Here is a 24,591-nt window from a genome sequence, read left to right on the forward strand (position 1 = left end):
ATCTTTTATGCGAACATAAGTTCTGTTTTTAGAATGAAGAAGTTTATGTGAAATGGAGAGGGTGTTTTATGTATCCTGAAGTCATTAAAAAGATGGCATTTTCAAAAGAGCATAGAGATTTATTATTGAAGCTATATAATAAAGAAATTACACGTCGTGAATATGATCGACTTGTACAATCGCTATATAAACCTTCTAAAGAGGTTTGCGAGGGATAGAAATGGGGGGAGACAATCTAATAGATTGTCTTTTTTAAATTTATGTATGTTCTGATAAAATTAAGGTTAGCCTTACTAGGGAGGTGAAAAGATTGCGGAAACGTTTATATATAGGGATTGGAGTTATCTTCTTAATCGCTTTAGGTGGAATTGTATTTTGGTCAGCTTTACAAGGAAACCGTACAGAAAATTTTATTTTAAGACATATGGTGAATGACAATGGAACACTTGCCACGTATCGTTTAGTAGATACTAAGGCAGGTACGGGTGAAGCTAAGGGACGTGAAGCTTTATCAGAATCGGCGGGATTATGGTTACAGTATACACTTGATAAAGATGATCAGGCGTTATTTGATGAGCAAGTAAAGGTTATTCAAGATAATTTCATATATAAGAATCATATTGTTTTATGGAAACTCTCTGAAAAGGGAGAGAGGCAGTCAGCTACAAATGCACTTATAGATGATCTTCGTATTATAGAACAATTATATCGTGCTTATGAAATGTATAAGGAAGAGCGTTATAAAAACCTTGCCGATCAATTAAGTGATGCTGTACTTCGTTATAATAAAAAAGATAATTATTATGTTGATTATTATGATGCAGATGCAGGGAAACAAAATAATTTTGTAACAACATCATACATAAATCCGCGTGCATTCTCCTATATGAAGAAGTACGGCAAAGTTTCTGCTCAGCAATATCAGGAAGTCGTTCAATTTTTAGCAGATTATCCAAGGCATGGCTGGGCATTCCCAAAAGAGTATAAAGAAGATGGTACATTTACGTACGATAAAGAAGTGAATCTTATTGACCAATCATACGTTGCATATCATCGAAGTTTAGGTGGTCTTTCATCAGCTGCTTATTTGGAATTTATAAAGAAGAAGTTCCAGGAGGATGGAAAGCTATACGGTCGTTACAATTTAGAAACGGGAAAACAAACTGTGAATTATGAATCGCCGGCCGCGTACGGACTAACGATTTTGTACGTACTACAAACAGGTGATACCAAGTTTGCGAAGGAATTGTATGATCATATGGCCACATTCCGAAATGACAACGTATTTAGTAGATATTACGGTGGATATGTAACAGGTGAAAATAATAATACGCATATTTTTGATAACGTACTACCACTTTTAGCTGAAATGGAATTAAAAAAGAGTGAACAATAAAAGGTGCCACCATATGAGGGTGGCACCTTTTATTTGTTCATATAATTTTATGTCCTAATATTAGAGAAGTAGTCAATCACGAATTCACGGAATTGCTGAGCTGTTTTTGATAAGTAGCGTTTTTTTGACCAACTTAATCCGATGGTTCGCTGACAAGTGGGTTCAATAATACGCAACTTGCTCGATGCTAAAGTAGAGTTTTTTAATAAAGTTAAACTTGGAACAAAAGCGATGCCGAGACCTTGCTTAATGAGGTCGCTAATCACGGTCGGTTCATCGACTTCAAAAGCAATATGTGGAGTGAAACCAGCTTCTTTACAAAATTCATCCGTTAAGTGCCGAAATCCATAACCAGTGTTCATACTAATGAACGGTTCGTCCTTTACTTCATGGAGGTGGATATTTTCTCGGCCTGATAAACGATGGCCTGAAGGGACGACTAAGAAAATTTCTTCTGTAATAAGTGGTTCCCAAACAATTTCTTCTCCTTCAATTGGCACAGAGGAGATACAAAAGTCAATTTCTATATTATCTAGTTGTCGTTTCATAGAAGGAGTGGATGCCAGAAATTGTTGGAACCGAACGTTAGGATGTTCTAGTAAAAAAGAGCCAAGTAGTTCTGGCAATATTCTCGGAATAGAAACGGCTAGTGTAATAGAGCTTTGTTGTAATTCGGCTAAATCTTTAATTTCTCGTTCCCCTTCGCTTAATTCATGAAAAATACGCTCTACTCGTTTCAAAAATACTTTTCCGAAAGAATTTAAAGTAATCTGTCGACCTTGGCGATCAAATAAAGGGACGCCTAAATCCTTTTCGAGTCTAGCGATTGTTTTGCTGAGTGAAGGTTGTGCGATATGCAATTCTTCAGCTGCCTTTGTCATATGTTCTAGTCGTGCCACTGTCTGAAAGTATTTTAACTGGAGCAGTTCCATTTCGAGTCTCCTTTCTATAGACCAAAAGGAATGAATTAATAATTAAAGATGTATTATACAGTATGGAAAGTGACGTGTATAGTAAATCTGTTAAACCATTCTAATGGTGTTAAATTCGGAGAAGGAGTATGTTTCATGAAGGGAATTCAACTTGTATTTAAAGATTGGAAAGCGATGTGGCACCATAAACATGGACGTATCGCTTTAATTTTTTTATTAATCGTTCCGTTAATTTATTCAGGATTCTTTTTAGCCGGATATTGGGATCCGTACGGAAAATTAGATAAATTACCTGTTGCGGTTGTGAATTTAGATAAAGGTGCTGCGATGGATGAGAAAACAATTCATGCAGGAGACGATTTTGTAAAAAATTTAAAGGAGAATAAAGAACTGGCTTTTCATTTCGTATCAGAAAAAAATGCTGATGAAGGGCTAAAAGAAGATAAGTACTATATGGTTGTTACGATTCCAGCTGATTTCTCTAAAAAGGTAAGTACACTTATGGATGAGAAACCAGAACCAGCACAATTGCAGTACAAAGTAAATCCGGGTAAAAACTTTGTAGCAGCGCAAATTGGAACGACAGCTGTTGAAAATATGAAAACAAAAATCTCAAACAGTATTACGAAATCTTATACAGAAGGTGTCTTTTCAAAGTTTCAAGATTTGGCACAAGGATTGAGTGATGCAAGTAATGGTGCTGGGAAGTTACATGAAGGAACGACAGATGCAAGAAATGGGGCAAATCAGCTTGCAGATGGTATTCATCGTTTAAGTGACGGGACATCAAAAGTGAAAGAGGGAAGTAAAAAACTTGCTTCTAGCAAATCAGCCTTAACTGACGGAGCGAATGAGCTAAGTCAAGGAGCAACTTCACTTCATAGCGGTATGGAGTTATTAGCACAAGGTGAAAAAACGTTACAATCAGGGGTTAGTGAATTAAGTGCTGGTACAAATGAATGGGTGAGCGGAAGTGAGAAGCTTGCTGAAGGCCAAGTAAAAGCGGATGGTGCAGCTAATAGTATAAAACAACAATTAGAAGAGTACGTGAAAAATCATCCAGAAGTGCAGCAAGATCCCGCTTTTCAAAAAATTGTTGCTACGTCTGATGGACTAGCTAAAGCAACAAATACTTTAAATAACAGCCAACAACAATTAACACAAGGTGCGCAGAAGATTGCTGACGGTCAACATAAGATTGAAGAAGGCATGAATACATTCGGAGTTAAGTTAAATGAAGCTACTGCTGGAACGAAGAAGATAGCAGATGGTGCTACAAATTTAGCTAGTGGATTTACGAAATGGGGAGCTGGATTTACATCATTACAAGAAGGTGTAAATCAACTTGCGAGTGGCGGAACAGAGCTGAATCATGGTGCTGATCAGTTAACGAACGGACTTGTTAAACTTGATGATGGTGCGAAAGAACTTTCTACGAAATTGGGAGAGGGCGCAGAGAAGATAGCGGATATTCGTAATGATGATGCACGCAATACGATGTTCTCAGAGCCAGTTCAGTTAGTGAAGTCAACAGTTTCTGACGTTCCTAACTACGGTTCAGGCATTGCACCATATTTCCTATCGCTTGCATTTTATGTCGGCGGAATTATGGCATCGAATATTTTACCGCTTGGCCGCAGACAAAATATGAAGGTAAGCGGAACGGTACATTTTATTAATAAACTAGGATTGGTATATTTAATTGGACTTATTCAAGCGCTACTCGTAGATGTAGTTGTGCTAGGTGTTATGAAATTAGAAGTCGCAAGTGTGCCACTCTTTGTTTTATCAAGTATTGTTATTTCCTTTACGTTCATGACATTTATTCTTATGCTAGTAACAGTATTTGGTCTTGTTGGAAAGTTCTTAGCGGTAACCCTTCTTGTCCTGCAATTAGCGACGAGCGGAGGTACTTTCCCAGGAGAATTAAATATAGCTGTTCTTAGTAAAATTGGACAATTTCTCCCAATGTCTCATTCTCTTAGAGGATTACAAGATGTTATCTCTTTAGGAGATTGGTCACAATTACAAATGCAAATTTTAATATTGTTATGTTACCTCGTTGTTGCCGGTGGAATTGCTTGGATCACGAGTCATATACAGCATAGAGAAACGAATGCAGAACAAGTTTCTTAAAATGAAATAAGCTATCCGATTTTTTCGGATAGCTTATTTTTTATTTGCGTTCCATTACTGCAAAGTAATTATTTTCATTATCAGCAAAGTTGAATGCTCTACCAGTAGGTAAATCTACAACCTGTCCAACTGTGACATTTTTCCCAGAAAGATCTTTATATAGACGGTCTAAGTCATTTGAGAAGAACATAAGTGAAGGTGTATTTAGGTTTAGTTCAGGTTGCATCTTCGCGATTAACGCTTTATCGTGAAGGACGATGCTTGTTCCTGCTTCTTTCGCCGGTGCAATTTCAATCCAGCGGAAGCCATTTCCGTTATTTTCTTCCGCAATGATTTGGAACCCTACTTTTTCTGTCCAAAATTGTACTGTTTCGTCTTGGTTATTTACATATAGCATAATTTGTCCAACTTGATTAATCATAGGTGTCTCTCGCTTTCTTTTTATATGCGTATTATTATATCAAATATATGGCTTGAATAGTTTTTTATGATTTTTTCGGAATACAACCTTCGTCCATTTCATCTTTGTTGTAGGAGAAGGTCCTGTAATCCAAGTATGAAATGGTATTGTGCTACAAATGACCATTGTTGAAATAGAGATAATGGCCGTTAACACAAATAGTAATAGGGTATATAATATAGTATTTTCTTGCAGCGTAAATAAGGAAAGAAGTTTTGTACATAGTTGCAAGAAGAATAAATGAGCTAAATAAGCACCATACGTGTAATTTCTAATGAAACGTAACGTTTTATATAAGAAACCACGACGCTGTACTATCATAATAGATAACACATACAGTATGATAATTTCGCATACGATATATAAAAACATAGATGGTTTTAAATAGGTAGAAACAGTTAAATGAATAGAGTTTGCTCCGTAAAAACTAAACAACTCATAATTGATGAATAAAAATAAGATGAAAAATAATATTGTTATAAGCGGGATATGTTTCATGACGAATAGCCGCCAAGTTTTTAGTGCTACAGCGGCGATGCCGCCCATAACGAAATAGAATGAGTAGAATAGAAATGATCGATCTGTATAATGTAAAATTGTTGAACTTGTTAATTTTTCTCCATTAAAAATATAGTGAGAAGAGAACCACATTAATAGAAAATATAGGCAAGCGAAAAAGGTCATATATTTATATATGTCTTTTTTATTTTCTGTTCGTTTTTGAAACCAATAAAAAAGTGTGCATAGTAAAGGGAACAATAAGTGAATTTGGAACATCATAATAACGTACCAAAGATGGGGCGCGGCTGTTCCGAGTAATAAACTTTTTATTCCACTTTGTAACGTAATAAGATCATTTGTTGTTAATAAGTAAAGAATAGACCAAAAGAAATAAGGAATGAGTAAGTGTGTCGCTTTTTCAGAAATATATTCTTTATATACTAATTGCTTCGTATAGTGACGAATTAAGTGAAATCCAACGATAAATATGAATGCTGGTGCTGAGAATTTTGCAAGATTAAATAGCATGCCCATAATGAGGGATTGCTCAAGTAAGACATTTCCTTGCTTCATTGTATATAATAACGAACTTTGCAAAACGACAGCGAGAAATGCAATGCTTTGCAAAACTTTAAATTCAGGTGCGCTTTGTGTCATCGTTTCCATCTCCTTTTCCATACATGATTATAGTACGGAGAATGGATAATGGATGTGGAATATTTGTGAAGATTTTAACAAATTTGTGGCGAGAGGAGATATCAACCTATCAATAAATAACGAAAGAAAGAGGATGCTCGTTTGGAGCATCCTCTTTCTTTCTATTAAGCAAATTTGTTTTTGATCCAATTCTTACCTTCTACAAGGCGAGCTGTCATTACGGCACAAGCGTTATCTGCTGTTACGTTTAACATCGTTGCAGGTGGATCAATGATTGTACTAATTGCTGCGATAATTGGCAGTGCTTCTGGCGGGAAACCGTATAGAGATACGATTAACATTTCACCGATCATACCACCGCCTGGAATAGCACCCATTACTGTTCCTACTAATAGAGAAACAACAAGTGCGATTGCTAATGTTTTCGGTCCTTCGAATTCCATGTTGAAAATACCGAATAAGAAAGCAATTTTTAATACGCCACCTAAAACAGAGCCGTCTTTATGAAGTGTAGAACCAAGAAGGACAACTGTTTCACGAACGTCTGAAGAAATACCCATTTTCTTCGTTGCTTCTAAGTTCGCTGGAATACTTGCGGCACTACTACAAGTTGCAAGTGATGTAACTGTAGGAGAGACCATGTTCTTCCAAAATACTTGTACACCTTGTTTGCGACCTGCAAGGTATGCATAGAATGTGAAGAATACAAAGAAATAAATTAGAGAAGCAGGATAGTATACCATTGCTGCTCGGAAGTAAGTTCCAAGAAGTTGTGGTCCGAATTCGCCAACTAATGCTGCAAAGTAAGCAGCAAGTCCGATTGGGGCGTAGTACATAATGAAAGATACAACCTTCATTGAAATCTCTGCACCAGCCTGTAGGAATGTAGCGAATGGCTTTCCTTTTTCGCCAACTGCTGAAGTTGCAATCCCCATTAAGATAGAGAAGAAAATAAGAGCTAACATATTTTCACGAGATAGTAACTTCGAGAAGTCAGATACTGTTAAAATACCGACGATTTGATCTGCAACACTAACAGCTTTGCCGGCTTTGTCAGGTTGTGTTAGTTCTAGTACAACACCTTGTGCTGGCGGGAATATTTTCACAACAATAATCATAAAAATAGCAGCTAAAATACTTGTAAATAAGAAAGTCCCAGCCATACTAGACATAATTTTACCGAAACGTTTTAATCCATCCATATTAGCAATAGACGATGCGATGCTAAAGAACACTAGAGGTACAACAATCGTAAACATTAAGTTTAAGAAAATGTCACCAAGCGGCTTTAAAGCAACTGCATCGGCACCCATGAAATAACCAATGAAACCACCAATTAGGATAGAAGATAATAAAATAAGTGGAAAGCGATATGCCTTCATAAATATATCCTCCTATCAATTAAAAAAAGTCATACTGAATCATTATAGCGAGTTAGAGTTCTCTTTACTAGGAGAATACGGATAGATGGAATAGCGCGAAAACCAAGAAATTTTTGTTTTTAAGCTCGGCATACAGCAGGAAATCTAGACATATATATTTGTAACCTAGTGGTGGCAAGGAGTGCACCATAATTTAGGTAGAGAAAAAAGGGGAGGGAAGCGGGATGAATATTTTACTTTGCTGTGCAGCGGGAATGTCTTCTAGTTTGATTGTTACAAAGATGGAGAAAGCAGCAGAGACAAGAGGGATAGAAGTAACAATCTGGGCAGTATCAGGTTCTGAAGTGAATAGTCATATTGATAAAGCTGATGTCCTTTTACTTGGACCGCAAGTACGTTATTTATTACCGAAAATGAAAGAATTATGTAAGGATAAAGGGATACCTGTTGATGTCATTCAATCTGTTCATTACGGACTTTGTAATGGAGAAGCTATCTTGCAAGCAGCTTTGTCAATGAAACCATGAGGAGAGTGGGATAGATGATACGGTTTTTAGAGAAGTATGTGATGCCGGTAGCAGGGAAGGTTGCAGAACAGAGGCATTTACAAGCAATTCGAGATGGAATTATTTTAACGATGCCTTTCTTAATTATTGGATCGTTTTTCCTCATTATTAGTGCACTGCCAATACCCGGATATAACGAGTTTATGGCAGGTTTGTTTGGTGAGAATTGGCAGAGAGCTTTAGGGTATCCAGTTAGTGCAACTTTTAATATAATGGCTTTAATAGCTGTTTTTGGAATCGCTTACAGGCTTGGAGAGTATTATAAAGTGGATGCTTTAGCATCCGGGGCATTGTCGCTTGTGACGTTTTTACTTGCGACGCCATTTCAAGTTGCATATATTATACCAAGTACAAAAGAAAGTGTACTTGTAGAAGGCGCTATCCCAGCTGCATTAATGGGAAGCCAAGGGTTATTTGTAGCAATGATTATTGCACTTATATCTACTGAACTGTATCGATTTATTGTACAAAAAAAGATAATTATAAAGATGCCAGAGACAGTTCCACCAGCTGTCACGCGTTCATTTGCAGCACTTGTTCCAGGATTTATTGTTGTAACAGTTATTTGGATTTTACGCTTAATTATAGAAAATACTTCTTTTGGCAGTATCCATAATATTGTAGGACAAATTTTACAGGAACCACTTAGTGTACTTGGTGCTAGTCTTTGGGGCGCAATAATAGCAGTTATTCTCGTTCATGTTCTTTGGTCGTGTGGAATTCATGGTGCTACTATTGTTGGTGGTGTAATGAGCCCTGTTTGGTTGTCGTTAATGGATCAAAACCGAGTTGCTTTTCAAGCTGGGCAAGATGTACCAAATACGATTACGGCACAGTTTTTTGACTTATGGATTTATATGGGCGGTTCTGGTGCAACGCTTGCTCTAGTTGTTGGAATGTTACTATTTGCACGAAGTCAACAATTAAAAAGTTTAGGGAGATTGTCAATTGCACCTGGTATATTTAATATTAATGAGATGGTAACTTTTGGTATGCCGATTGTGATGAACCCACTTTTACTAATTCCATTCATATTAGTTCCAGTTGTGTTAACAATTGTTTCGTACTTTGCAATGGAATGGGGATGGGTCGCACGTCCGAGTGGGGCCGCTGTACCTTGGACGACACCTATTCTTTTTAGTGGATATTTAGGATCGGGCGGGAAAATTTCAGGTGTTATTTTACAACTTGTTAACTTTGCGCTAGCATTCTTCATTTATTTACCGTTCTTAAAAATATGGGATAAACAAAAACTGGCGGAAGAAAAGGGGGAGTAAAGAACTAAAATGGATACGATAGAGACGAAAGCTTTTCATTTAATCTTGCATGGGGGAAACGCGAGAAGTTGTTCAATGGAAGCAATTGATTGTGCGAAGCGTGGGGATTTTACAGAAGCTGAAGCTAAATTACAAGAAGCACTAGAGGAATTAAAAGAGGCGCACCGTGTACAAACGGAGCTTATCCAGAAAGAAGCTGGTGGTGAAAAGACCGAAGTTACTCTTTTAATGGTACACGCACAAGACCATTTAATGAATGCAATTACGGTGAAAGAATTAGCGAGTGAGTTTGTAGAGTTATATAGGAAGATGTCGGTGGATGAATGAACCTTGCTTATGCAAGGTTTTTTTATCTCGAATTAACGGGCAGTAAAACTCCCACTAATTAAAATTTCATTTTATGTATGTGCCTGTACCATCAGTGGAATGTTCGTCCCACTGATGGTATTTTACAATCCTCCTTTTTTCGGATGAGTAAGAGTTATAATTAATCGGCAGTAACAATTTCTCCTATACCACGAATTAATCTTTTTATATGCATCCGTTCCGGTTTTAATATATTTACGATATAATCAATCGCTATTTGTGGTTCAACGGTTGTACCGCAAGTATAACAGTCAATAGCTGCAAAATTTTGTTCCGGGTAAGTGTGAATGGAAAGATGGCTTTCTGATAATAACACTAATACAGTAACACCATATGGCTGGAACTCTTTTTTACTTACGTTTAAAACATGGGCACCAGAGTAATCTGCAGCTGTAACTAGATGATATTCTAAAAAGTGCATATCATTTAATAGGGAAAAGTCCACTCCCCACAAATCTACTATTATATGCTTGCCAAAAGTAGAATATTCCATAGGGCAGCACTCCTTACTATAATATCGTCAAAACTTCATTTCCTGTTTGTAGCATTGATGTAAGATAAGATTTGATTCTGAATTTAAAAGAGCGAGGTTACGTTGTTCTAGATGTTCTTCTTTAAATTGAAATAAAGGAAAAAGAAGAGCAGGCAATGTTCGAGGAGTTGGTACTACATATAATTGTTCAATTTGATCGAGTACATGTGCAGAATTAGTAGCAAGATGAAATCCCCAGTCAGTTCCGAAAGAAGGAACGATTGTATGATAGCTTTTTACAGTTAATCCAGCGTGTTCAATTGTATTACCGATACTCCAATATACTAGAGGTGCATCAGCAGGTGAATTAGATTGACAGACGAAAGCACCATCTTCAGTTAAGAATGTAGCTATACGAGCAAATAGTTCGCTTGTATATAAAGTACTTAACAACTCTGTCGCTGGGTCTGGAAAATCAATAATGATTACATCGTATAAAGATGAAGGTGAATTTAGAAATTCTTTTGCATCGCATACGTGCACGTTCACTCGATTATCAAAAAAAGCATTTTTGTTTAAAGATACTATTTCTGGAACATTACGTGCCATATTAATCATCGCCTCGTCTAAATCAACAAGGTCTACATGTAGCACAGTTTCATATTTCAAAACTTCTCGTAAGGCAAGACCATCGCCACCACCTAATATGAGAACACGTTTTGGATCGATTACTTTTGACATAATTGGATGTACAAGTGCTTCATGATAAATTTGCTCATCAACGGAACTAAATTGTAGTTGCTTGTCCAAGTATAAGCGAACATCGTTTACTTGGACTAAATTAATATTTTGATAATTACTTTTTTCTTCAAATAGGTTCGTATGTTCACCAGCTTGTATTTCCTTTAGAGAAATTTCATCCCACACATCTAAGCTGTGTGAATCTGTAGGTACTATAATTACATTTTCCGATTGTACTTGCTTATCTTGCTTATTCTGCTCATCCTGTTTATCTTGTTTTTCTTGTATATCATGCTTGTCCTGCTGTTCTAGTTCAAATTTGTCAGAGTCTAATTCAGAACGCTTGTCCTTTTTATAGCTTGTTATTCTATAAATCTTTATTTTGCTTTGTTTTCTATGTTTTGGCATAGGAATCCCCTTTCGAATTGTGTTATTTTATTCTATTTTATTTTATGTAATCTAGTAGAGTTTGCTTGGACAATAGAATAGATAGAAGACTGAGCCCAAGAAAATGTTGTTTTTTACTAGATTCCTACGATAAAAAAGTTTTTTTAGTGTTTTTTCATATTAAACACAACTAGACAACTAAACACTAATCTATTTTCATACAGTTATGTGTTAAAAGCGTGTTGTTTTATAACACACTGTGTGTTTTTTGGACGACACACTAATTGAAAGCGTTAACACACAAAGAAAATAGTCGAAAAAGTGCTGATTTTAGTGGTTTTAAAAAGTTGGCACGCTAATTGCATTAATAAATAGCGTAAAGAAAAATAAATAAAACATAAATTTTTTATACTACACAAGGGGGATTTTCAAATGAATATTTTATTATGTTGCTCAGCAGGGATGTCTACAAGTTTACTAGTTACAAAAATGGAAGCGGCTGCAAAAGCTCGCGGTTTAGAAGGCAAGGTTTGGGCTGTATCTGGGGATGCAGTAAAAACGAATATCGATCAAGCAGATGTATTATTACTAGGACCACAAGTTCGTTACATGCTTTCTTCAATGAAAACGCTTGCTGATGAGAGAAACGTTGGAATCGACGTTATCAATCCAATGCACTACGGCATGATGAATGGAGAAGCAGTTTTAGATCACGCATTAACACTTAAAAAATAATTAGGGGGGAAGCGAAATGCAAAAGTTTATTGCATTCATGGAGAAATATTTAGTTCCAGTCGCAGGTAGAATTGGGTCGCAGCGTCACTTAGTTGCGATCCGTGATGGATTTATCGCAGTTATGCCTCTTATCTTAGTTGGATCATTTGCAATACTTGTTAATAACTTACCAGTGGATGCATTCCAAAAATTTATGAAAGGTGCATTCGGGGACGTTTGGAAAGATATCGGCGGTGGTATGTGGGCAGGTTCCTTCGCTATACTCGCCCTCATAGTCGCAGTAGGGATAAGTTATAATTTAGCGAAATCTTACGGCGTTGACGCGTTGTCAGCAGCAATTATTACATTCGGTGCATTAATTATTATTTCTCCGACAACGCCAAAAGAAGGCGGTATTGATTTAGCGTGGACAGGATCACAAGGTTTATTCGTTTCTATCATTGTAGCTCTTCTTGTAACAGAGGCATTTAGGTTCTTCGTTCAAAGAGATATTACAATTAAAATGCCAGATGGTGTTCCACCAGCAGTAATGAAATCATTCGCAGCGTTAGTTCCAGCATTCGTTATTTTAATCGTAACAGCAAGTATTCAATTAGCAGTGAAATTAGCAGGAACAAGTATTCATAAAATCGTATTTGAAACAATTCAAGTACCATTACAAGGTTTAGCAGGTACATTACCAAGTGCAATTATTGTAGCGTTACTTATTCACGTATTATGGTTCTTCGGATTACACGGTCCTAATATCGTTGGTGGTATTATTGACCCGATTTATTTACCAGCATTAGAAAAAAATATTAAATTATTTAACGATGGTATGTCTGCATATGATGTACCACATATTTTCACAAAACCATTCTTTGATGTATATGTGTACATCGGTGGATCAGGTGCAACATTAGCATTCCTAGTAGCGGTAATGCTTGTTGCAAAAAGTGCGCAGCTTCGCGGTGTAGGGCGCGTATCTATCGGTCCTGGTTTCTTCAACATTAACGAACCAGTTATTTTCGGTACACCAATTGTATTAAACCCAGCGTTAATCATTCCATTCGTACTTACACCAGTTGTATTAGTAATTACTTCTTATACAGCAATTTCTTTAGGATGGGTGCCAAAAACAGTTGCTTTAGTTCCATGGACAATGCCACCAATCTTTAGTGGTTATCTTGTAGCGGGCGGAAGCATCGCTGGTGCAGCATTACAAGTAGTAAACTTTGCAATCGCGGTAGTAATTTACTATCCATTCGTATTAATGTGTGACCGTACTTATGTACAGGCTGCAAAAGCTGAAACAAAAGGAAGCGACAATTCAGTATCACTTTAAAAAATATTATTCTGGCGAGTTCCTATAGCTCGTCAGAATAATTACCTTTATATCATGTTCAAAAAGATGAAAAACATCTATATGAACACTAAACTATCATTAATAAATTCATACTTTAATAGAAATGTTCAAACTGAAGGGGTATTTAAATCGGTTGAACCTTATAGAGAGGGCGGTAATTATGATGACTACAGCAGAACAAATTCCATTCCAATTGATTTTAAATAGTGGTAACGCACGAAGCTTTGCGATGGAGGCACTTCAATTTGCCAAACAGGGGAAAATGGCAGAAGCAGATGAAGCGATGGTAAAGGCAAAAGAAGCGATTAATGAAGCGCATCATTTCCAAACAGAGCTCATACAATCAGAAGCAAGAGGAGAAAAAACAGAGGTTAGTGTTCTTTTAATTCACGCACAAGATCATTTAATGAATGCGATTACAGTGAAAGAATTAGCAGCAGAGTTTATCGATCTTTATAAAAAGCTTGAAGCGAAAGGGGAATAAAGCATGACTGGAATTAAAATTGCTACAATCGGCGGTGGATCTAGTTATACACCAGAGTTAATTGAAGGATTTATTAAGCGTTATGATGAGCTTCCTGTTCGTGAAATTTGGTTAGTAGATATTGAGGCAGGAAAAGAAAAGTTAGAAATTGTTGGTAACTTAGCGAAACGTATGGTGAAAAAATCAGGTTTACCAATCGAGGTACATTTAACACTTGATCGTCGCGAGGCATTAAAAGATGCTGACTTCGTAACAACACAACTTCGCGTTGGTTTATTAGAAGCACGTGCAAAAGATGAAGCAATCCCATTAAAATATGATGTAATCGGTCAGGAAACGAATGGTCCTGGTGGTTTATTCAAAGCGTTGAGAACGATTCCTGTTATTTTAGATATTTGTAAAGATATGGAGGAGCTCTGTCCGAATGCATGGTTAATTAACTTTGCAAATCCAGCTGGTATGGTAACAGAAGCTGTTCTTCGTTATACAAATATTCAAAGAGTAGTTGGTCTATGTAACGTTCCAATCGGAATTCGTATGGGTCTTGCAAAATTACTTGAAGTAGATGCGAGTCGTGTTCACGTTGATTTCGCAGGTTTAAATCATATGGTATATGGATTAGACGTATATTTAGATGGCGTGAGTGTAATGGACCGTGTGTTAGAGCTTGTGACAGATCCAGAAAAGCAAATTACGATGGAAAATATCGCAGCGCTTAACTGGGAACCAGACTTTATTCGAGGACTTCGTGCAATTCCATGTCCATACCACCGTTACTACTACAAAACACGTGAAATGTTAGAAGAAGAGAAAGAAGCTTCTGTTGAAAAAGGTACACGTGCAGAAGTAGTAAAACAATTAGAAAATGATTTATTTGAGTTATATAAAGACCCGAACTTAGATATTAAACCACCACAATTAGAAAAACGTGGCGGAGCTTATTATAGTGATGCAGCATGTAGCTTAATTACGTCTATTTACAATAATAAAGGTGATATCCAGCCTGTTAATACACGAAACAACGGAACAATTGCAAGCTTACCACATGATTCAGCTGTTGAAGTGAACTGTATTATTACGAAAGAAGGCCCAAAACCAATTGCAGTGGGAGATCTTCCAGTACCAGTTCGCGGTTTAGTACAACAAATTAAATCATTTGAGCGCACAACAATTGAAGCTGCTGTTACAGGGGATTATCATAAGGCGCTGCTTGCTATGACAATCAATCCACTTGTACCATCAGATAAAGTTGCAAAACAAATTTTAGATGAAATGTTGGAAGCACATAAAGAGTATCTTCCGCAGTTCTTCAAAAAGGTAGAGAAGTAAAAGCGGCGCTATTTAGCCCGCTTTTTTTATTCTATTAGGAGGTATTATGATGATTAAGTTAATTGTAAATGCAGATGATTTCGGTCTTACAGAAGGTACAAATTACGGCATTATTGATGGGCATATAAATGGACTTGTAAATTCAACGACGATGATGATGAATATGCCAGGAACAGAGCATGCGGTACGCTTAGCGAAAGAGTACAACCTACTCGGAGTAGGCGTACATCTCGTATTAACGGCAGGAGAACCACTGTTAAAGGATGTACCGTCACTCGTAGGGGAAAACGGATCGTTTCATAAACAAAGTGTTGTAAGGGAAGGGAATATAAATCCAGAAGAAGTTGAGAGAGAATGGACTGCTCAAATTGAGAAGTTTTTATCTTACGGATTAACACCAACTCATTTAGATAGTCATCATCATGTGCATGGTTTACCGATTTTACATGATGTTCTTGAGAGATTAGCGGCTAAATATAATGTTCCGATTCGTCGTTGTGAGGAAGATAGAGCGGTGCATCCATTTTCTGATGTGTTTTACAGTGACTTTTATGCGGATGGTGTGACGGAAGATTACTTTGTGAAGTTAAAAGAAAGAGTACAAGGTGAACAAACGGTAGAAATTATGGTTCATCCAGCATATATTGATCCAGAGCTTGTGAAGCGTTCTTCTTACGTAATGGATCGTGTGAAGGAATTGCGTATTTTAACAGAGAGTGAGTTGCCAGAAGGCATAGAGCTTGTGAAGTTTTAATAGAAAAAACGACGGCTACATCATGCCGTCGTTTTTTATTTATAAAATGGACAGAATATATCCGCCAAAGGCTCCCAGTATAACGATAACCCAAGGTGGTGTTTTCCAAAAAGCTAGTAAGCAAAAAAGAAGCGAAGCGAAAACGAAATCTGAAGCATTTATAACTGTACTCGTCCAAATAGGATCGTAAAAAGCGGCAATTAAAATACCAACAACTGCGGCGTTAACACCAAGTAGTGCGCCTGGTATGAATGATATTTTTCTCACACTGTTCCAAAATGGTAAAACACCAATAACGAGTAAGAAAGCAGGGAGGAAAATCGCAATTGTTGCGAGTGTTGCCCCAAGCGTCCCGTTTAATACTGCTCCTATATAAGAGGCGAATGTAAATAGTGGTCCTGGTACTGCTTGTGTTAATCCGTATCCAGCTAGGAACTGTTCTTTCGTCATCATTCCGTTTTGTACGAACTCACCTTCAAGAAGGGGCAGCACGACGTGTCCTCCTCCAAATACAAGTGCGCCAGAGCGATAGAAACTATCAAATAAAGCGATGTAATAAGAGAACGGTCTTAATATTGGTAGCAGTAGTAAGAGTCCAAAGAATAAGACGAGACAAGAAACTGCTATCTTTTTTGAAATAGGTACTTTTATATGCTGAGATTGGCTAATTGGTTGGTTACGATATAAAAACCAGCCGATAAAGCCACATATTATAATGAGGATCACTTGCGTCCAGCTACTTGGCCATAATAAGGCGATTGCGGCAGTTACAATCGCAATCGTCGCACGGTTGCGATCTGGAGTTAACTTTTGCGCCATTCCCCATATGGCGTGAGCGACAATAGCGACTGCTACAATTTTTAGTCCATGAATCCAGCCAGTACTCCCAAGATCGAACTGATTAAGGAATGAGGCGAAGAAAACTAAAACAAGGACAGACGGTAAAGTGAATCCAATCCATGAAATAATAGCTCCTAAAAGCCCGCCCCGTAATAATCCAACCCCCATACCGACTTGACTGCTGGCAGGACCAGGAAGGAATTGACATAGCGCTACTAAGTCTACATAACTTTTTTCATCCATCCATTTTCTTTTTTGCACGTATTCGTGGTGGAAATAACCAAGATGAGCGACAGGACCGCCGAATGAAGTAAGTCCTAATTTAAATGAGACGAGAAAAATCTCTAATAATGTGTGAAAGGTGTGTTTGTTTTTTTTCAAAATAACCTCCTAGAATGTTTTTGCTATGTGCATTATACAAGAAGTGGTAAAGCAAAAGGAACAAATCTAATGTAAAGATTTTGTGAATCTTTTCTTTGTAATTAAAAATTGAAAAAGTCATAAATGATTATGTCTAAACCATAAAGTAGTAGAAGTAGTGCTGGGAAATTTATATAAGGAGAATGCCTTATGACAACACATTTCTTTGCCAGGTTAACAGGTAAGAGGGAAGTGCCTCCTGTAAATACAGAAGCTTTTGGGGTAGCAGAGTTTATTTTTAGTGATGATTTAACGAAATTGCATTACAGAGTAATACTAAAAAATATAGAAAAGGTTACATCGTGTCAAATTCATTTAGGGAAGTCTACTCAAATTGGTCCTGTTGTTTTATATTTGTATGGTCCACTGGAGCAAGGGATTAGCTTGAACGAGGGAAGTATTACTGGTGTAGTGAATGTGGAGGATTTTGAGGGACCTTTACAAGGGAAATCATTTGTACATTTACTTCAAGAAATTATTCAAGCAAATGTATATGTTAATGTTCATACGAAATCACAAAAAAGAGGAGAAATAAGAGGGCGAGTTAGAAAAGTAAAGAAGTAGAGGAAAAGGCTGTCCATATGTTGGAACAGCCTTTTCTCATTATATAAGGTGCTAGTTTTAGCGATTATTGTCGGTAAATCGATATGTTTTGAAAATCGCCGATATAACTCACGTTACGGTCGATATTTTTAAAAACGGCCTCAATTAATTTTTAACAGGCTGATTTTTAATAAAGAAGTCCATAACGTAAAATACTTCGTCATCAGGTATTTGTATTTCAAATGTATTTTCAATCGGTTGCAATGCTTTTTTTACTTTCATATACATCCAGTATTCATCTTGTCTTCTTTTCTCTTTATCAGGGTGAGGAAGAAGGCTTTCTCCTTTTTGAAGACGGTCAACCATACAGCTCATATGCAGAATAACCCCCATTAAGCTATCAGGAGTTAGCTGTAAGGAAATTAATTCTTGAATTGTATTTAATGCGTAACGAATTGTTTTAATAAGTAATGCCCCATCGTTACGCTGCATTTGTTGTTCAAGAATATCCGCCATTTTTGCATATGTTTCTTCATACGTAATTAATTCTTGAATGGGCTGAATCGCTGTGTAGTTGACGATGTCTTGGAAATGATATGTTAAGCACGGCACTTGCACATCGAAATTCGTGACGATACAAATGATATTACGCTCTTTTTTTATGTTCTCGATCATTTTCGTTAAATCTTTTTCATGGACGATACTAATCGGAATAATTTCAATTAAGTCTTTATCAAATCGTAAATAGTTCTCTAACATTTTTTGAATAGCTAAAGCACTTCCTTCACCAGTTAAACAAGCTGTTAAAATAACAGATTTCATTGGAGAGAGAGGTTTTTTCTTTTCTTCTTGTACGTTTAAGTAAAACGGTGTTAAATTTTTTACTGTTTCATACAGCGCATCTAATGAATAACCGAGCTGAGCTTTTCGAGCTGCTTCTAGTGCATGTGGTGTGCTCGTCATCGAGAGAACACGTACAGGGATTTTGAACTCCGTTTCTAATATGTCACCGATATAAGCAAGTGACCCCATATCGACAAGTAAGAGAAGCCCATTTACATTTTGTAGTGTTTTCATATACACTTTCACACGTTCCAAGAAATCTTTCGGTGATTCGTGTAACGGCATATCAATACCGGTTACTTCCTCAATGCCGAGAAGTTCGTTTGCAACGTTTGCCATTTCAGTTGCGATACCATTACCGTGTGCTAATATTAATACTTTTACTTCTGTTTGTGAGGCAGGAATTGGATCAACAACGAAGAACATTGTTAAAAAGCCAGCTTCATCAATAGGCATTGTTATTTGTAATTCTTCCTCCAGTAGTTGAATGCATTGCATAGCTACGGAAAAAGCTTCTTTATATTTCGTACGAATTTGATTTAATTGTGGGTGATGTATTTGTTTTCCGCTTTGTAAACGTTGTAGAGTTGTCTGTACATGTAAACTTAAAGCAAGAAATACTTTTTCATCAAACGTCTTAGATAAATGCTTTTCAGCAAGTTCCGCTATTTTTTCACATACGGAAACGATATTACGATCCACAATTTTAAAAACATTTTCATGGCTTGTTTTTTTGGATATTTGGTTAAAATATTGTACGAAAAAGCTTTGAACATCATTTTCTATTAGTAATTCTAATTCTTCCTCTTCGATACCACGTGCTTGAAGTTCTTCGTATTTATAGTCAATATAATCGTAAATAGAAGAGCGTTTTTCATCTTCTGTTTTATGATTACTCCAACCTTCCTCACCTGTAAATACAAATGTTTCATTTGGTATTTGGTATAAGTGACGGCTCTTCCTTTCAATGAACAACCCTTCTTTCATATACCAAGGTAAATCTGTACTTGAAACATAGACAGAATCACGTTTCTTTGTGACCAAATCAGAATAGGCTTTCGCACAGGCAATTTGAACATCTGTTTTTAATTGACCGATGTTATTGGGACAATTGTAAAAGACGAAAGCACGCATTGCATTTGGGCTAACGTGAATGTCTTTTCGCAGACGAATTGCTTCATTTGTGAAAAATAGCTGTAGTAAAGCAAAGCGCTCTTTATGTGTACGCTCACGAAGTGGTGGCAGCGTAACAGTCATCGGTATACGTCTTGTAAATGTTTTTAATAAAAATGAATTTGGTTCTTCTGTTGTTGCAGTAATGATTAATACTTGTGCTTTACGTTCGTTCTCTGTTTCTCCAAGGCGGCGGTATACTCCGCGGTCAATAAAGGTGAAAAGCATTTCTTGTCCCTCTGGAGGCAGGCGATGTACTTCATCTAAGAAAAGAATTCCTTCATGTGCTTTTTCAATTAACCCTTTTTGATCACTTGCTCCTGTATAAGCTCCTTTTTTAATCCCAAATAATTGCCCGAGTAGTAACTGTGGATTATTTGCATAATCAGCACAGTTAAAGACGATAAATGGTGCATCTTTGGGAAGCTGTTCAACTTCAATTGCATATTCGTGCATTAAAGAAGCAAACATAGACTTTCCGACCCCTGTTTCTCCCAGTAGTAAAGTATGCATACCGTTTGGAGGATAGAGAATAGAAGCTTTCGCTTTTTCAATTGCAATTTTAAGGCTCGTATTTTCAATTGCAAATGTATCCAATGAAGTTATGTCTTTTGAATGCGTTTCCAACGAAGTGTTCGTTTCTATGTAAAAACGAACAGGTCGCGTATTTGTTTTTAATAAACGTTTATCTTTTACAAGTTTGTTTAAATCGCTACTTACATTGGCGCGATCTAGTTGCAGAAATGTAGCGAGTTCTGATGCGGTTACACCTTCTGTATAATTGCCTTTTTGTATTGCGTTAAAAATGAGATCTATTCGTTTCATTTCTATTCACCTCGAAACTTCATCACTATTTAAAATTTTACACAAAAATGGGAAGGGTGGGAAGAGAAAAATAAAACAGCTTTAGCACATAGGCACTAAAGCTGTTACAATCTTGTGTCTTTCCAAAAATTTACCTTGAGATGAGAAGAAGGATTATAGGGAAGAAGTTTGTATCCTTGTGACTGTAAATAATCAATTACTTTTGGCAGTATTTGTACGGTTACACTCGAATCATGCATTAAAATGACTTCGACTTGTTCATCACTTTGATTACGTACTCTTTCGAGTATGGCAGAAGGATTGTCATAGCTTTTCCAGTCGTATGTATCGATCGTCCAATCCCACATTTTATACTGGGCCGATACAAGTGCGTCACGGTAATTCTTTTTTAAGTAAGGCATACTACCATATGGAACGCGAACGAGATGTGTATTTAATTTCGTAACTTGCTGGACAATGCTTTGTGTTTGCTCCATTTCTGCAATTAAAGTGGAAGGGTCACCAGTGTAAAGGCGTTTTACATCGTGTGACATACTGTGAAGTCCGATATAATGTCCGTCTTTAATTAATCGTTGCATTGTCTTTTTATAATGTGGTACTTTTCCACCAATAACAAAGAAAGTTGCTTTTCCGTTCTTTTCTTTTAAGATGTTTAAAATTTGTGTAGTATATTTGTTTGGCCCGTCATCAAATGTTAAGTACGCAATTTTTTGTGTAGGAGAAGTTGTTTCAGTATTTGGATGATATTCAGCAGGAATAACAGTTGTTGCTTCAGTATTAGATGATACGTACATAGTAATCGTTAAAAATAAAATAATACATTGAAATACTCGCTTGATCATAACATTCACCCTCAGTTTGACAATCAAGATGTAAAAAAGAAAACTTGATACTTTTCTTATTATGTATATCTTTCTCCAATAGAGGAACTCTCAAACAATCTATATTTTGGAAATATAAAATGAGAATAAAAAATAGCATCCTCTTATAAGAAAGAGGATGCTATTTGAATATTTCATAATTGAAAAGGCTATACTACAATTAGTCTTCGCGTTTTTTCACTTTTTTATAAAAGGAAATGATTGGTTTGTAGCGTTCATGTACAAGCCCGATTATTTCAGCGATGATTTCTGTGAAGAAAATCAAAGCGAAAAGAAGAATAATGGATAGCCATAACGTTGCACTAGTGAAAATAATGGCATTTACACTAAAGAAAATACCGAATGCGTATATAATTAGTACCGTTTTGCGATGAGAGAATCCCATTGCAAGTAAGCGGTGATGTAAATGCGATTTATCTGGTGCTGAAATAGGTTTTTTATTTACGATACGACGGATGATTGCAAAGATCGTATCAAATATAGGTACACCTAAAATGATAATTGGAACGATAAAACTGAATAACGTTACACTTTTGTATAATCCAAGTAACGATATAACAGAAATACAGTATCCTAAAAATAGTGCTCCTGTATCTCCCATGAAAATTTTTGCTGGATGGAAGTTGTAGAATAAAAATCCAATTGTACTTGCTAATATAATTAATGCGAGTGGCAAGATAATAGCTGTTCCAGTACCCCATGGGCTAGTGAAGGCCATATATGCTAGCGTTGCAAGTACGATAGATGAAATCCCAGCAGATAATCCATCTAAGCCGTCAATTAAGTTGATTGCATTTGTAATACCTACAAGCCAAAATACTGTAATTGGATAAGCAAGCCATCCAAGTTCAGTATCCCCAAGGAATGGGATATATAATACTTGCACTAATAATCCACTTTTTACAATCATAATGGCAACTAACAGTTGTCCACCGAATTTTACTCTCGCAGATAACTCGTACATATCATCTAAAATTCCGATGATTACAATGATAATCGCACCTAGCGTTATCGATAACATTCTTTGCTCATATAAGCCGCCGACAACAAATCCTACAGCTACACCAATAAATATTGCTAACCCGCCAAGACGTGGCATAATCTTTTGGTGCACTTTACGTGCGTTTGGCTTATCTGTCGCTCCTATTTTAAAAGCTAATTTAATAACTAAAGGAGTAACGACGAGTACAGTGATGAAAGATGCCAAAATGGCATAAATCACTTGTGAGTCCATTAATACCCCACCCTTTATAGTCTAACGTAATTTTTTTTTTTTGAAAATATATTTATCTGAAAATTATGATGTTTATTTACAGGCTCATAACATATGGTATCACAAAAAGATTAGAATTCAATCTTTTTTTCTTTTTACGGTTAATGGAAGCGAATAGAATATATGACAATTGTATATAGAATGTTGAATCATATAAGAAGGTTAATCGTACTGGACTTCGGAATGTGACATTTTCTCTTTTTCTTCGATAGTGAATACTTTTATTTCAGTATTATAAGTGTTGCACGTAGAAATGAGTAAGTTTCGTGTTAAAATGTGGGAATTTATTACGCGTAAACTGGCAGCCTCATTCTTACTGATTAAGTTTTACTTTATAGTGCATTTAATTTTACAAAAACTTTAAAAAAAATAAGAGAAGTAATTCATATAATGAAAAAGGAAAAGGGTTTTCTCATTTTTAACGTGAGAGGGGGAAGCGCAGGGAGAATTCTAATTTTCATATCTTTTCTATTGTAAATTCCTGTGCGAAAAAGAAATGAAAATTACGATAGTAGGTACTGGATATGTTGGGTTGATTACAGGAGTAGGATTGGCAAAATTGGGGCATTCAGTTATATGTTTTGATATAGATAATGAAAAAATTGAACGGATAAAACAAGGGGATTTACCTATTTATGAGGTTAGATTACATGAATTAATAAATTATGCATATGAGAATAATGCTTTAACTTTTACATCAAATAAAGAAGAGGCATTTGATGATGTAGAGTTTATATTTATTGCAGTTGGAACACCACCTTTATTAGATGGGACGGCAGACTTAACGTATATTCAGAGTGCTTGTAACGATATTGGATTATATGCGACGAATGATATTATTGTTGTTACGAAAAGTACAGTTCCAGTAGGTACAAATGATGTAATGAAGGGATGGATTGAGAAGAAATTAAAAGGGAGGCATACAGTATATATCGTATCGAATCCAGAGTTTTTGCGTGAAGGTTCAGGTATTTATGATTTCTTTCATGGAGATCGTATTGTAATTGGAGCGGATAGTGAGGAAGTAGCAAGAAGAGTAGAGAGTTTGTATAGTGAATTATGTTTAGAAATGTATGTTACAGATATTAAAAGTGCAGAGATGATTAAATACGCGTCGAATGCCTTTTTAGCTACAAAGATTAGTTTCATTAATGAAATTTCAAATATATGTGAGAAGGTAGGCGCGAATGTATTGGATGTTGCAAAAGGGATGGGAATGGATAAGAGAATTGGTGCATCTTTTTTAAATGCGGGCATTGGCTACGGAGGATCGTGTTTTCCGAAAGATACGAAAGCGCTGGTGCAAATTGCGGGAAATGTTGCTCATGATTTTCGTTTGTTAAAAGCGGTTATTGAAGTAAATAATAAGCAACAGCTGCTATTGATTGAAAAAGCGAAAAAAGTTATGAACATGAGTAAAAAGCGGATTGCAGTTCTTGGCGCATCCTTTAAACCGAATACGGATGATATTAGAGAGGCATCATCTCTTATTATAATAGAAGCATTACTTAATATAGGTGCAGAAATTGTTCTTTACGACCCAAAAGCAATTCAATATGTAAAAAATATATTTGGAGATGCTATACAATATAGTAGATGTATAGATGAATCGATTAGAGATGCGAGTGCGGTTTTTATCGTAACAGAATGGGAAGATATTCAAACTTATCCGTTAGAAAAGTACGTACAACTTATGAGGGAGCCTATTTTATTTGATGGGAGAAATTGTTATACTGATGAAGATGTTAAGAAACAAAAGATAGATTATTACTCGGTGGGAAGAAAAAGTATTTGTAATAGAAAAGTTTCTGTTATGCGTTAAAAAGGGATGTACTCATGCATATTTTTATATGTCATAATAGGAGCTGTAATT

The 24,591-nt window shown here is 36.3% G+C and carries 23 protein-coding genes; 13 read left to right on the forward strand and 10 right to left on the reverse strand.

Features of this window, described 5'->3' with window-relative positions:
* Positions 1 to 68 precede the first annotated feature (68 nt).
* Both ACTFN4_RS16040 and ACTFN4_RS16045 read left to right on the forward strand, forming a co-directional pair.
* Positions 69 to 218 carry a hypothetical protein gene (locus tag ACTFN4_RS16040; RefSeq protein WP_000283179.1) on the forward strand — a complete coding sequence of 50 codons (150 nt, stop codon included), beginning with the start codon at positions 69 to 71 and terminating at the stop codon, positions 216 to 218.
* Positions 219 to 310: 92 nt separating this feature from the next.
* The gene (locus ACTFN4_RS16045; protein WP_001231662.1) at positions 311 to 1,396 is read left to right on the forward strand and encodes a hypothetical protein; all 1,086 of its coding nucleotides are present in this window, start codon (positions 311 to 313) and stop codon (positions 1,394 to 1,396) included.
* 47 nt (positions 1,397 to 1,443) lie between these two features.
* Here ACTFN4_RS16045 and ACTFN4_RS16050 read toward each other — a convergent pair whose 3' ends face one another.
* Positions 1,444 to 2,328: a LysR family transcriptional regulator gene (locus ACTFN4_RS16050; RefSeq protein ID WP_000421926.1), complete on the reverse strand. Its 885-nt coding sequence runs from the start codon at positions 2,326 to 2,328 to the stop codon at positions 1,444 to 1,446.
* Positions 2,329 to 2,463: 135 nt separating this feature from the next.
* Here ACTFN4_RS16050 and ACTFN4_RS16055 point away from each other — a divergent pair, with 135 nt between their 5' ends.
* Positions 2,464 to 4,464 carry a YhgE/Pip family protein gene (locus ACTFN4_RS16055; RefSeq protein WP_439962529.1) on the forward strand — a complete coding sequence of 667 codons (2,001 nt, stop codon included), beginning with the start codon at positions 2,464 to 2,466 and terminating at the stop codon, positions 4,462 to 4,464.
* Positions 4,465 to 4,504: 40 nt separating this feature from the next.
* On the opposite strand, the gene ACTFN4_RS16060 is transcribed toward ACTFN4_RS16055, so the two are convergent.
* The 3 genes from ACTFN4_RS16060 to ACTFN4_RS16070 form a co-directional block, all read right to left on the reverse strand.
* Positions 4,505 to 4,885, reverse strand: coding sequence for a VOC family protein (locus tag ACTFN4_RS16060; RefSeq protein ID WP_439962530.1), 381 nt, complete (start codon positions 4,883 to 4,885; stop codon positions 4,505 to 4,507).
* Between the two features lie 39 nt (positions 4,886 to 4,924).
* Positions 4,925 to 6,082 carry an acyltransferase gene (locus tag ACTFN4_RS16065; RefSeq protein ID WP_439962531.1) on the reverse strand — a complete coding sequence of 386 codons (1,158 nt, stop codon included), beginning with the start codon at positions 6,080 to 6,082 and terminating at the stop codon, positions 4,925 to 4,927.
* Positions 6,083 to 6,246: 164 nt separating this feature from the next.
* Positions 6,247 to 7,464: a dicarboxylate/amino acid:cation symporter gene (locus ACTFN4_RS16070; protein ID WP_000649362.1), complete on the reverse strand. Its 1,218-nt coding sequence runs from the start codon at positions 7,462 to 7,464 to the stop codon at positions 6,247 to 6,249.
* 224 nt (positions 7,465 to 7,688) lie between these two features.
* On the opposite strand from ACTFN4_RS16070, the gene ACTFN4_RS16075 reads away from it, so the two are divergent.
* The 3 genes from ACTFN4_RS16075 to ACTFN4_RS16085 are packed head-to-tail and all read left to right on the forward strand — an operon-like array spanning position 7,689 to position 9,634.
* Positions 7,689 to 7,991 (forward strand): PTS sugar transporter subunit IIB, encoded by a 303-nt coding sequence (locus ACTFN4_RS16075; RefSeq protein WP_001023557.1) that lies wholly within the window; start codon positions 7,689 to 7,691, stop codon positions 7,989 to 7,991.
* Between the two features lie 14 nt (positions 7,992 to 8,005).
* Positions 8,006 to 9,307, forward strand: coding sequence for a PTS cellobiose transporter subunit IIC (gene celB / locus ACTFN4_RS16080; protein ID WP_000617789.1), 1,302 nt, complete (start codon positions 8,006 to 8,008; stop codon positions 9,305 to 9,307).
* A gap of 9 nt (positions 9,308 to 9,316) precedes the next feature.
* Positions 9,317 to 9,634, forward strand: a complete 318-nt coding sequence (locus ACTFN4_RS16085) for a PTS lactose/cellobiose transporter subunit IIA (protein ID WP_098214313.1) — start codon at positions 9,317 to 9,319, stop codon at positions 9,632 to 9,634.
* Between the two features lie 160 nt (positions 9,635 to 9,794).
* Here the strand turns inward: ACTFN4_RS16085 and speD are convergent, their stop codons facing one another.
* Together speD and ACTFN4_RS16095 are read right to left on the reverse strand one after the other, a co-directional pair.
* Positions 9,795 to 10,166 (reverse strand): adenosylmethionine decarboxylase, encoded by a 372-nt coding sequence (gene speD, locus ACTFN4_RS16090; RefSeq protein ID WP_098214312.1) that lies wholly within the window; start codon positions 10,164 to 10,166, stop codon positions 9,795 to 9,797.
* Between the two features lie 27 nt (positions 10,167 to 10,193).
* Positions 10,194 to 11,294, reverse strand: coding sequence for a polyamine aminopropyltransferase (locus ACTFN4_RS16095; RefSeq protein WP_098214311.1), 1,101 nt, complete (start codon positions 11,292 to 11,294; stop codon positions 10,194 to 10,196).
* Positions 11,295 to 11,705: 411 nt separating this feature from the next.
* Here ACTFN4_RS16095 and ACTFN4_RS16100 point away from each other — a divergent pair, with 411 nt between their 5' ends.
* The 5 genes from ACTFN4_RS16100 to chbG all read left to right on the forward strand — a co-directional run bounded on the left by ACTFN4_RS16100 (position 11,706) and on the right by chbG (position 15,920).
* Positions 11,706 to 12,008, forward strand: coding sequence for a PTS sugar transporter subunit IIB (locus tag ACTFN4_RS16100; protein ID WP_439962533.1), 303 nt, complete (start codon positions 11,706 to 11,708; stop codon positions 12,006 to 12,008).
* A gap of 16 nt (positions 12,009 to 12,024) precedes the next feature.
* Complete coding sequence (gene celB / locus ACTFN4_RS16105; RefSeq protein ID WP_103622723.1) at positions 12,025 to 13,332, forward strand: PTS cellobiose transporter subunit IIC; 1,308 nt, start codon at positions 12,025 to 12,027, stop codon at positions 13,330 to 13,332.
* Positions 13,333 to 13,513: 181 nt separating this feature from the next.
* Complete coding sequence (locus ACTFN4_RS16110) at positions 13,514 to 13,837, forward strand: PTS lactose/cellobiose transporter subunit IIA (protein ID WP_000989055.1); 324 nt, start codon at positions 13,514 to 13,516, stop codon at positions 13,835 to 13,837.
* Positions 13,838 to 13,840: 3 nt separating this feature from the next.
* Entirely contained in the window at positions 13,841 to 15,166 is a 1,326-nt protein-coding gene (gene celF, locus ACTFN4_RS16115; protein WP_000145750.1) for a 6-phospho-beta-glucosidase, read from the forward strand.
* Positions 15,167 to 15,215: 49 nt separating this feature from the next.
* On the forward strand, positions 15,216 to 15,920 hold the full coding sequence (gene chbG, locus ACTFN4_RS16120) for a chitin disaccharide deacetylase (RefSeq protein ID WP_000593496.1): 705 nt from the start codon (positions 15,216 to 15,218) through the stop codon (positions 15,918 to 15,920).
* Positions 15,921 to 15,959: 39 nt separating this feature from the next.
* On the opposite strand, the gene ACTFN4_RS16125 is transcribed toward chbG, so the two are convergent.
* On the reverse strand, positions 15,960 to 17,141 hold the full coding sequence (locus ACTFN4_RS16125) for a chromate transporter (RefSeq protein ID WP_439962534.1): 1,182 nt from the start codon (positions 17,139 to 17,141) through the stop codon (positions 15,960 to 15,962).
* Between the two features lie 189 nt (positions 17,142 to 17,330).
* Here ACTFN4_RS16125 and exsM point away from each other — a divergent pair, with 189 nt between their 5' ends.
* Entirely contained in the window at positions 17,331 to 17,744 is a 414-nt protein-coding gene (gene exsM / locus ACTFN4_RS16130) for an exosporium regulatory protein ExsM (RefSeq protein ID WP_000207046.1), read from the forward strand.
* A 144-nt stretch (positions 17,745 to 17,888) separates the two neighbouring features.
* On the opposite strand, the gene ACTFN4_RS16135 is transcribed toward exsM, so the two are convergent.
* The 3 genes from ACTFN4_RS16135 to ACTFN4_RS16145 all read right to left on the reverse strand — a co-directional run bounded on the left by ACTFN4_RS16135 (position 17,889) and on the right by ACTFN4_RS16145 (position 22,679).
* Complete coding sequence (locus ACTFN4_RS16135; protein WP_000820967.1) at positions 17,889 to 20,564, reverse strand: PRD domain-containing protein; 2,676 nt, start codon at positions 20,562 to 20,564, stop codon at positions 17,889 to 17,891.
* A 104-nt stretch (positions 20,565 to 20,668) separates the two neighbouring features.
* Positions 20,669 to 21,406: a polysaccharide deacetylase family protein gene (locus ACTFN4_RS16140; RefSeq protein ID WP_000597149.1), complete on the reverse strand. Its 738-nt coding sequence runs from the start codon at positions 21,404 to 21,406 to the stop codon at positions 20,669 to 20,671.
* Positions 21,407 to 21,605: 199 nt separating this feature from the next.
* Positions 21,606 to 22,679: a glycosyltransferase family 4 protein gene (locus ACTFN4_RS16145; protein ID WP_000378319.1), complete on the reverse strand. Its 1,074-nt coding sequence runs from the start codon at positions 22,677 to 22,679 to the stop codon at positions 21,606 to 21,608.
* A gap of 535 nt (positions 22,680 to 23,214) precedes the next feature.
* Here ACTFN4_RS16145 and ACTFN4_RS16150 point away from each other — a divergent pair.
* Positions 23,215 to 24,540, forward strand: coding sequence for a UDP-glucose dehydrogenase family protein (locus ACTFN4_RS16150; RefSeq protein ID WP_439962535.1), 1,326 nt, complete (start codon positions 23,215 to 23,217; stop codon positions 24,538 to 24,540).
* Positions 24,541 to 24,591: the final 51 nt, after the last annotated feature.

Origin of the sequence: Bacillus cereus group sp. MYBK95-2 (assembly GCF_051915225.1) — a bacterium.
GTDB lineage: Bacteria > Bacillota > Bacilli > Bacillales > Bacillaceae_G > Bacillus_A > Bacillus_A cereus.